The organism is Frankia sp. CcI49, assembly GCF_001983215.1.
GTDB classification, from domain to species: Bacteria; Actinomycetota; Actinomycetes; order Frankiales; family Frankiaceae; genus Parafrankia; species Parafrankia irregularis.
In genome coordinates, this window is the sequence record NZ_MOWP01000065.1 from 1 (window position 1) to 8,880 (window position 8,880).

The window sequence follows — 8,880 nt, forward strand, 5'->3', positions numbered from 1 at the left end:
ACCCTGAGCAGGTCCGCCCCCTCGGCCAGCCCCTCGACCACACCGGCTGGGTGTCCGCGGTGGCGTTCGGGCCGGACGGGCTGCTGGCAACCAGCGGCTACGAGGGGACAGTGCGGTTGTGGGATGTCGAGGAGCTGCAATGGCTACGGGAGCATGCCTTCGAGGTGGCGTGCCGGCTGGTAGATCATGGTCTGACCGAGTCTGAATGGCGTAAGTCTGTCTCCGATATGGACACTGATCCGTACCGTGACTCGTGCGGAAACCGACGCCCAGCCGGCTAACCACGATCGGGCCTGACAGGCTCTGTCGACGGCGGCCTCATTGGCTTGCCTCGTACAGCGTCCACCTACGGCACCGCCGAATTCGACTCTGGGTCGACGGGTCGCGACCGTTCGGCGGAGCGGACCTGCGCCCTAGGGCGGTAGTTCCTAGCTTCAAAGTGGTGGGCTAGCTGATCACGATCTCCGAGGTGCGGGAGCTACTGCGCCCGTCGTCGCCGGACGGGCACCTCTCACGCCACCGGGCGGACCGGATACTCCTTCACGCTGCTACCCGCCGAGGGAGCTCAGCGAGCATCACGGCGCTGATCGCCATCTCGTCAGAGAGCTCGGCGAGATCTCCATCAGGGGTTTTGGTCGACAGCGCTGCTGGGAGCACCCGCGGTCAACCTGTCGGCCGGCGACCCATTGCTCAGCAGCCGACAACCGTCGGCACTTTTGGCTGGTCATATCCCGTTCAGGCAAGGATCTGCCACCACTGAAAGTTGGCCGATCGGGATTAAGGAGAATCCATCGAGTGGCAATGATGCGCGAACCATCCGGCCGCACTGAAGCACGAGGCGATGGATCGATTGCGGGTACGAATCGGTTCGGTGCATTACTTGTCGGGGTTTCTCAGCGCCTGCGAACATACCCTGGAAGGATCCCGCTTCTCGAGAAACGGCCATCGGCGAATCACGGGAGCATCCACAGTGGACAAGGTCGGAACAGTTGACGACATTCACGCCGCCGCCACGGCCCTGACCGGCCTCACCGATTTCGGTCCGCCCGATTATCATGAGGGGCTTGAGGTCATCCTGGCCGCCTACCAGGACGAGGCCGACCTCACACCGCTCGGCGTCGCGATGGCCCGCGACGAGTTGCGCGACATTCTGGTGGCCCGCCTGTTCAGCGAGGCCGGCTGGCAGCGCTATCCCGAGTACGCCGAGGTTCCGATCGAACGGCCGCTGTTCATCATCGGAATGCCCCGCACCGGCACGACCACGCTGCACCGGCTGCTGACCGCCGATCCGGCCCATCAGGGCCTGGAACTGTGGCTGGGCGCCGCTCCGCGTCCCCGTCCGCCGCGCCCGAGCTGGGCCGACGACCCGATCTTCCAGCTCGTCCAGGGAGCGATCCAGGCATTCCTGGATCGGAACCCGGGCTATCTCGGTATCCACAACCGGGACGCGGCGAAGGTCGAGGAATGCTGGCTGCTCACCCGTCAGTCGATGATGTCGGCCTTCTTCGAGTTCACCGGGCACGTGCCGACCTACTCGAGCTGGCTGGCCGGGCAGGACTGGACGGCCGCCTRCGAGCGCCACCGCCGCAACCTGCAGCTGATCGGGCTGCCCACGCCCGGCCGGACCTGGGTGCTCAAGTACTCCGGCCACATGCTGTGCCTGGACGCCCTGCTGGCCACCTATCCGGACGCGCTGATCGTGCACACCCACCGCCGGCCGGCCAGCACCGTGCTCGGCTCGGCCTGCAGCATGGTGAGCCGGCTCGCGGCGGGCAAGTCGACCAGCTTCCACGGCGACGCGATCGGCCCGGCCCTGCTCGAGCTGGCCGACCGGGCCCTGACCCGCTTCGCGGCGGACCGGGCCCGCCACGACCAGGCCCATTTCCACGACGTGGAGTTCGACGAGTTCACCGCCGACCCGCACGGGGTCGTCGCCGGAATCTACGAGCGGCTCGGCCGCCCGGTGCCCGAGCATGCCCGCGCCGCCATGGCCGAGGTGCTCACCGAGGACGACCGGCTGCGCTCCCACCGTTATGACCTCGCCGAGTTCGGCGTCACCGCCGAGCAGGCCGACGCCCGCCTCGCCGGTGTGGTCTGACCGCCCACCGCACCGAACGGAGACATGATGACCACGACGGCGCCCACCGGGACGGCGGAAGCGGCCCTGGCCCGGTGGGGTTTCTCCGAATGGATCGCGCAGACCCGGCGGACCGGCGAGTTCATCGACACCCCCGAGCTGGACGGGGTCAACGACGCGGTCATCAGCGTCGACGGCCGTCCCATGGTCAACTTCTCCGGCATCGGCATCCTGGGCTGGCAGCATGACCCGGAGGTCCGCAGGGTCTTCGCCGCCGCGGCGGCCGAGTACGGCCTGGTCGTCGGCGGTTCGCGGCTGGTCCAGGGCCTTTCCCGGCCGCACCTGGAACTCGAGAGGCTCGTGGCCGAGATCACCGGCAAGGAGAAGGCACTCACCTTCGCCACCGGCCTGCTGGCGAACTTCGGTTTCGTCCACGCGATGAAGGCCCGGTTCTCGTTCGCCGACGAACCCGGGGTGAACAACGCCGACATGGTCCTCGTACTCGACCGGGACAGCCACTGGAGCATGTGGAAGGCCGCCGACGGGTTCAAGTACGGACGCAACCTGTTCGACTTCGAGCACAACGACGTCGCGGAGCTGCGCAAGCTGCTGGCCGAGCTGGGCGACCGGCGGGTCGTGGTCGGTTTCGAGACGGTCTACTCGTCCGACGGCTCGATGGCGCCTGTGGGCGAGATCCTCGATGCCTGCGAGGAGTTCGGGGCGGTCAGTTTCGTCGACGACGCCAACGGGTTCATGGCGTACGGCAACGGTGGCCACCGGTTCGCGGCGGAATACGAGGCGCTGCGCCGCGCCACCTTCCGGATGGTGTCGTTCGGAAAGGCCGTCGGCCTGTCCGGCGGAGCCGTCGTCGGGCCGGCGGACGCCATCGACGCATTCCGTTTCCTCTCAGGCACGTCGATTTTCACGACGAACATCCAGCCGCCCACCGCGCAGGCCATCACACACGTGCTCGAGCGGATGCGGCGCGACCCGTCGGTGATGGAGCGATATCTCGACCGGATTGACCGGCTGCGGGAACGTCTGATCGCGGTCGGATGCACCATCAATTCCACGCCGACCTTCGTCACCTCGATCGCCGTCGGTTCCAACGAGACCGCCGTTCGGGTACGGCGGGATTTTCTCGAGCGCGGCTACCTGGTGCCGATGTTCGTCTATCCGGCGGTCCGGAGGAACGAGGCGGTGATCCGTCTGCTCGTGAACAATCGACTGTCCGACGAGCAGCTCGACGGTTTCGTCGAAACGCTGGCCGAGCTCCGCACGATCCACGGTTTCTGACAGCGCCCAACAAACCTGCCGCGGGCCGGGCCGAGCGAGGGGCACCATGGATTCCCAGTCACCAGACCCTGCGTCACCGTCCGCGGCGATCCCCCGGCCGCTCACCCCGTTGGTCGCCCCGCTGGTCGCCCGGCCAGCGGGGCGACCAGTCGCCCTGGTCACCGGGTGTTCGAGCGGCATCGGGCTGCGCAGCGTCCCGGCGCTGGTCCGGCGGGGTTTCCACGTCGTCGCCACCCTGCGCGACCTGGGCCGCCGCGGCGCGCTCGACAAGGTCGCCGACGAGCACGTCACGGTGCTCCGGTTGGACGTCACCGACCAGCGGACGATCGACGAGACCGTCGCCGACGTCCTGGCCGCGACCGGCCGTATCGACGTACTGGTCAACAACGCGGGGACAGCACCGCCGAACTTCGTCGAGGAGGCACCGCTGGCGCAGTGGCGATCGGTGTTCGAGACCAACCTGTTCGGCCAGGTCGCGATGACCAACGCCGTCCTGCCCGCGATGCGGGCACGGGGCCGGGGCCGGGTGGTGATGATCTCCAGCGTGGGCGGGCGGGCACCGACTCCCCTGCTCGGCGTCTACTGCGCCTCGAAGTTCGCTCTCGAGGGGTACGCCGAGACCCTGCGGCTGGAACTGCGGCACTCGGGCATCGACGTGGTGCTCGTCGAACCGGGCTCCTACCGGACGCCGATCTACGACACGCCGCTGCTGGACGCCCCCGTCCCGGTCGAGTCGCCCTACGCGGACGACTTCGTCCGGCTGCGCGCGTTCTACGGCGAGTACATCGCCCACCACCTGCGTGACCCCGACGAGGTCGCGGAACTGGTCGCGACCCTGGCCACCCGCAGGCGCCCGCGACTGCGTCATCCGATCGGCACCGACGCCTGGATCAAGCTTGCGCTGCACGCCCTGCTCCCCTGGCCGGCCTACGAGCGGCTGACCCGCCGGCTGATCGGCCTGCGGCCGTAGCCGCCGCCGGGCGGCCGAGCACCTGCGGCGCGTAGTTCCAGGCTTCTGGCCTGGCATTTCGCCGCCCACAACGATCGGAGCGCTGATGGCGTCCACTCCGCAGCCACCTGGCGTCGACGTCGTCCGCGGTGCCGGCGACGCGGTGTCGGGAGGGCTGGCCGCCGGCCGGCGGCGGGTGGTGCTGGCGATCTGCTGCACAAGCGTGTTCGTGGTCGCGATGGACGCGACGATCCTCAACGTCGGCCTGCCGTCGATCAGGAGCGACCTGCACGCCGCGGACTCCGGGCTGCAGTGGGCCGTGGACGCCTACAGCCTGGTCATGGCAAGCCTGCTGCTGTTCTCCGGCTCGATGGGTGACCGGTTCGGACGAAGGCGCGTGTTCCGAACCGGACTGACGCTCTTCTCGATCGGCTCGTTGCTGTGCAGCCTGGCGCCCGGGCTCGGTTGGCTGACCGCATTCCGGATGGTCCAGGCGGTCGGCGGCTCGATGCTCAACCCCGTCGCGCTGGCAATCATCACCAACACCTTCACCGATCACCGCGAGCGAGCGCGTGCGATCGGCCTGTGGGGCGGGATCGTCGGTCTGAGCCTGGCGCTCGGGCCGGTTGTCGGCGGGCTGCTGGTCGACACGATCGGCTGGCGGTCGATCTTCTGGCTCAACGTACCGGTCGGCGCCCTCGCACTGATTCTCGCCGGACGATATCTGCCCGAGTCGCTGGCGCCGCGGGCCCGGCGTTTCGACCCGGCAGGCCAGGTGCTCGTCGCCGTCACCTTCGGTACGGTCACCTACGCGATCATCGAGGCGCCGGAGGCCGGCTGGGCCTCCCCACCGACAGTCGCCATGTTCATCGCCAGCGCCCTCGCTCTCGCCGGGCTGGTCGCATGGGAGAAGCGGCGCCCGGACGCCCTGTTGGATGTGCGGTTCTTCCGCAGCGCACCGTTCTCCGGGGCCACGGCCATCGCGATCTGCGCGTACGCGGCAATGGCCGGATTCCTCTTCCTGAACACGCTCTACCTCCAGGCCGTGCGCGGCTACTCCGCGATGGACGCCGGCCTGCTGACACTCCCGATGGCGGCCGTCGCGACGCTGACGTCGCCGATCTCCGGTCGCCTCGTGGCCAGCCACGGCCCTCGACCGGCGCTGATCATCGCCGGGATCGCGATACCCGCCAGCGGAGTCATCCTGTCCTTCCTGAGCAGCTACGAGAGTCTCGCGCCGGTCATCTGCGCGTACGTGCTGTTCGGCGTCGGGTTCGGAATGGTCAGCGCCCCGACCACGAACATCGCGGTGTCCGGCATGCCGCTCGCCCAGGCAGGCGTCGCGGGAGCGATCGCCGGTACCAGCCGGCAGATCGGCATCGCCCTCGGTGTGGCGGTCTTCGGCTCGGTGGCCGCCCATCGCGTCACAGATGGCTCCGGAACGGCGGCCATCGACCCAACCAGCGCACCACCCTGGTGGATCATGACCGGCTGCGGACTGACCATCGCCGCACTCGGCGTTCTCACCACCGGCCGCTGGGCGCGGGAAACCGCAGCCCGGACCGCGGCACTCTTCACCCCCCGGCCGGCGCCACCCGAGCCCGAGGCGCCATCCCCGCCACCGCCCGCGCCGAGCAGGTGAACGCCGCCGGTCCCACCGCGGCCGGCGGGGTCTCGGCTGGCATCGACGAAGGCGACGGCCCTCACGTCCCCACCGGTCCAGCGAGGCCGCCGATGGCGTGGCGGACGAGATCGGTGAGGGCTTCGCGGTCGTCGAGCGCGTCGTCGGGGACGCTGTAGTAGGCGCGGACGGTCACGGTTCCGCCTGCCGCCTGGTAGGTGAACGGCCGACTGCCCGCGCTCTCCCACGCCGGCCGTTCCCGGTCGGGGACCCTGACGTAGACGGTGTCCATGACCATGGCGACCTGGCGGCCGGCGTGGCAGATCGCCCAGCCGCCGAAGAACCGTCGCAGGCTCATCCCGCCGAGCCCTTCGACCTGGTCGAGAACGTGCTCGGCGAGGTCGCGCTGCCCGCTCACGGCCGGGTGGGGGCGGTCCGGACCGGCCGAGCCGTCTCGATGACGAGTTCGGCGACCCGGGTCGAGGAGGCCGGGTTCTGTCCGGTGACGAGCTGGCCGTCGCGCAGGACGTGCGGGGCGAAGGGCCGGCCCGCGCGGTAGTTCGCGCCCAGCGAGCGCAGCCGCTGTTCCAAGGAGAACGGTACGAGGCCGGTCGCGGCGACCAGTTCCTCCTCACTGTCGCTGAACGCGGTCAGCTGCCGGCCGTTGACTACGGGGCGTCCACCGACATGGAGGTCCACGAGCGCGGCGGCGCCGTGGCAGACCGCCCCAACCGTCCCGCCCCGGGACAGAACCGAGGTCAGCAGGTCGGCGAGTGGCGGGTTGGCGGGGAAGTCCCACATCGTCCCGTGCCCGCCGACCAGGAACACGCTGTCGAACGCGCCGACATCCAGGCCGGCCAGCGGCACGGTCGCCGCGAGGCGGGCGAGGGCGTCGGGATCGGCACGGAACCGGTCCACCGCGTCGGTGGCCGCGGCCGGGGCGAGGCTGGCGGGGTCGACAGGAGGCTGCCCGCCGGCGGGCGAGGCGAGGATGACCTCGATTCCGGCGTCGGTCAGGGCGTGGTACGGGGCGGCGAGTTCCTCGTACCAGAATCCGGTGGGACGGTCGGAGTCGCCGAAGCGGGCGTGCGAGGTGAGGACGAGCACTGCTCGGGAGCCGGACAAAGGAGCCTCCAGGAGAATCTGAGCACGGCGAAGCGGACGTAGGTGGTCGATCAGCCAGCGAAGGGCTGGCGTGCCCCGGGCCGGGTTCGGGCGCTGTTTCGCGCCTGGCCGAGGGTGAACCGCTTCGGCGGAGCGGGTGGCTGGTCAGCCAGGTGGTTTGCGCAGCGAGGTCACGATGTCGTCGGTGACCTGCCGCAGCCGGGATGGTTCGGCGCCGGACCGCACCAGGACCAGCACGCCCTGGTAGTCGACCAGCAGCCGCAGCGCGAGACGGGCAGCGGGCGGGCCTGCCGGGACCTGCCCGACCGCGCGGGCACGTTCCACCGCACCGGCGAAGCCCTGCTCGATGGCGTCCAGCCCGCGCCGCACGCCGCGGGTGGTGAGCTCGTCGAGCGCGTAGGACTCCACCGCGCTGTTCGTCACCAGACAGCCGGGGTCACGATCCAGCCCGGTCTCGAACGTCGAAGTGAAGTAGCCGCGGACGCCGGCGAGCGGATCGTCGACTCGTTCGAGGTGCTCGGCGACCCGGCCGCGGACCACCCTGTCGACGTATGCGTCCAGCACGGACCGGAAGATCTCGTCCTTGTTCCCGAACGAGCGATGCAGACTCCCGGGATGCAGCCCGGTCGCGGCCTCCAGGTCCCGCAGAGACGTGGCGTGGAAGCCCTGCCGGCGGAACAGCTGCATCATCGTCAGCAGGACCTCGTCGGAGTCGAACAGCTGCCGCCGCCCCATCGCCCTCCGCCACTTCCAAATAGTTGGTCGATCGACCACAAATCTAGCGGAGCGTCCAGACCTGTCAACCCGGCGCCGCCGGTCGGCCAGGAAGCGGGGCGGCCCGCCCGCCCGTCCGACTGTCGGGATCAGGCGGGCGGGCCGACGGGCACGGCCGAGGATGGTCAGTCGCTGGACGGGTCGGCGTGTGGACGGGGTGTGCGGCGAAGAACCGCCAGATGGTCTCCGTGGCGTCGAGTTCGGCGCCGACCGCCACCCACCTCGGCCGGATCGAGGCGGAGCGATCACGATGCGCCTCAACCGCAATCCGAGAGTCGGATCGCCGGAGAGCGCTCCAAGCGCCGACGACGAGCGATGCTGGCGATCAATGATGGCCAGCATCGGCTGCACAAAGCGTGGGGTTTGCGATCTTCGCGGCAAGCTCGAAAGGCTCGAAAATGGCCATCTACCTGCGATTTTGGTGGGGCGGGTGGGGCTCGAACCCACGACCGACGGATTATGAGTGCCGCCGCGCCCCTGTTGGCTGGTTCCACCGTGTACCGCGATATGATGTTCGGCCTGGTCAGCAACCATCGCCCTGTTAGCTCTTGCCAGCTTAGTTCGGTCCATGTCACGCAGTCCGGCATCACGCCGTCACCACCACACCTGGGTTCATCGTCACGCAGAGTGGTCGAAGACCATGAAGGTGGCACCCCGGCCACGTCCACCGCGAACCACAGAACTGCCGCTTTCGAGGTCCGAACGTCAGGCGCGCCCGGTGACGATGGGCGGCCATCACCCCAAGCTGGTGTCGCCCACGACAGGCGAGGCACCGGCGAGGCCGTTCGCCGTGCGCACGATGTTCACCATCCCTCGCATGATCTCGGTCAGGCCGTAGTCCTTCGGAGTGAAGACCGCCGCGACACCGAGCGCGGTCAACCTGTCCGCGTCGGCGGGCGGGATGATGCCACCCACCACCACTGGTACGTCCCCGAGCCCAGCGGCCCGCAACCCGTCCAGCACCTCGGGCACCAGGTTCATATGCGAACCCGACAGCACCGACAACCCCACAAGGTGGACATCCTCCTCCACCGCGGC

General features: G+C 69.4%; 9 protein-coding genes. 5 read left to right on the forward strand and 4 right to left on the reverse strand.

The features are described from left to right. The 5 genes from CcI49_RS42970 to CcI49_RS39220 all read left to right on the forward strand — a co-directional run. Positions 1–281 (forward strand): hypothetical protein (locus CcI49_RS42970; RefSeq protein ID WP_347280178.1); only part of this gene is annotated, 281 nt, incomplete at its 5' end. A 689-nt stretch (positions 282–970) separates the two neighbouring features. Beyond that, positions 971–2,098, forward strand: coding sequence for a sulfotransferase (locus CcI49_RS39205; protein ID WP_083749991.1), 1,128 nt, complete (start codon positions 971–973; stop codon positions 2,096–2,098). Between the two features lie 27 nt (positions 2,099–2,125). Then, positions 2,126–3,373 (forward strand): pyridoxal phosphate-dependent aminotransferase family protein, encoded by a 1,248-nt coding sequence (locus CcI49_RS39210; protein WP_076834817.1) that lies wholly within the window; start codon positions 2,126–2,128, stop codon positions 3,371–3,373. Positions 3,374–3,419: 46 nt separating this feature from the next. After that, positions 3,420–4,343: an SDR family NAD(P)-dependent oxidoreductase gene (locus CcI49_RS39215; RefSeq protein WP_083473671.1), complete on the forward strand. Its 924-nt coding sequence runs from the start codon at positions 3,420–3,422 to the stop codon at positions 4,341–4,343. Between the two features lie 85 nt (positions 4,344–4,428). After that, positions 4,429–5,964: an MFS transporter gene (locus CcI49_RS39220; protein ID WP_083749992.1), complete on the forward strand. Its 1,536-nt coding sequence runs from the start codon at positions 4,429–4,431 to the stop codon at positions 5,962–5,964. 61 nt (positions 5,965–6,025) lie between these two features. Here the strand turns inward: CcI49_RS39220 and CcI49_RS39225 are convergent, their stop codons facing one another. The 4 genes from CcI49_RS39225 to CcI49_RS39240 all read right to left on the reverse strand — a co-directional run. After that, the gene (locus CcI49_RS39225) at positions 6,026–6,361 is read right to left on the reverse strand and encodes a TfoX/Sxy family protein (protein WP_054569554.1); all 336 of its coding nucleotides are present in this window, start codon (positions 6,359–6,361) and stop codon (positions 6,026–6,028) included. Beyond that, positions 6,358–7,068 (reverse strand): type 1 glutamine amidotransferase domain-containing protein, encoded by a 711-nt coding sequence (locus tag CcI49_RS39230; RefSeq protein WP_076834810.1) that lies wholly within the window; start codon positions 7,066–7,068, stop codon positions 6,358–6,360. The genes CcI49_RS39225 and CcI49_RS39230 overlap by 4 nt, the downstream gene beginning before the upstream one ends. Positions 7,069–7,212: 144 nt before the next feature. Next, positions 7,213–7,803: a TetR/AcrR family transcriptional regulator gene (locus CcI49_RS39235; RefSeq protein WP_076834813.1), complete on the reverse strand. Its 591-nt coding sequence runs from the start codon at positions 7,801–7,803 to the stop codon at positions 7,213–7,215. Between the two features lie 774 nt (positions 7,804–8,577). Beyond that, on the reverse strand, positions 8,578–8,880 hold a 303-nt coding region (locus tag CcI49_RS39240; protein ID WP_198955763.1), incomplete at its 5' end, for a cobalamin-dependent protein.

Excerpts from the sequence above, each read along its gene's own strand:
- CcI49_RS39210 (WP_076834817.1), top strand. The coding sequence starts at position 2,126 with ATGACCACGACGGCGCCCACCGGGACGGCGGAAGCGGCCCTGGCCCGG.
- CcI49_RS39215 (WP_083473671.1), top strand. The coding sequence starts at position 3,420 with ATGGATTCCCAGTCACCAGACCCTGCGTCACCGTCCGCGGCGATCCCC.
- CcI49_RS39235 (WP_076834813.1), bottom strand. The coding sequence starts at position 7,803 with ATGGGGCGGCGGCAGCTGTTCGACTCCGACGAGGTCCTGCTGACGATG.
- CcI49_RS39220 (WP_083749992.1), top strand. The coding sequence starts at position 4,429 with ATGGCGTCCACTCCGCAGCCACCTGGCGTCGACGTCGTCCGCGGTGCC.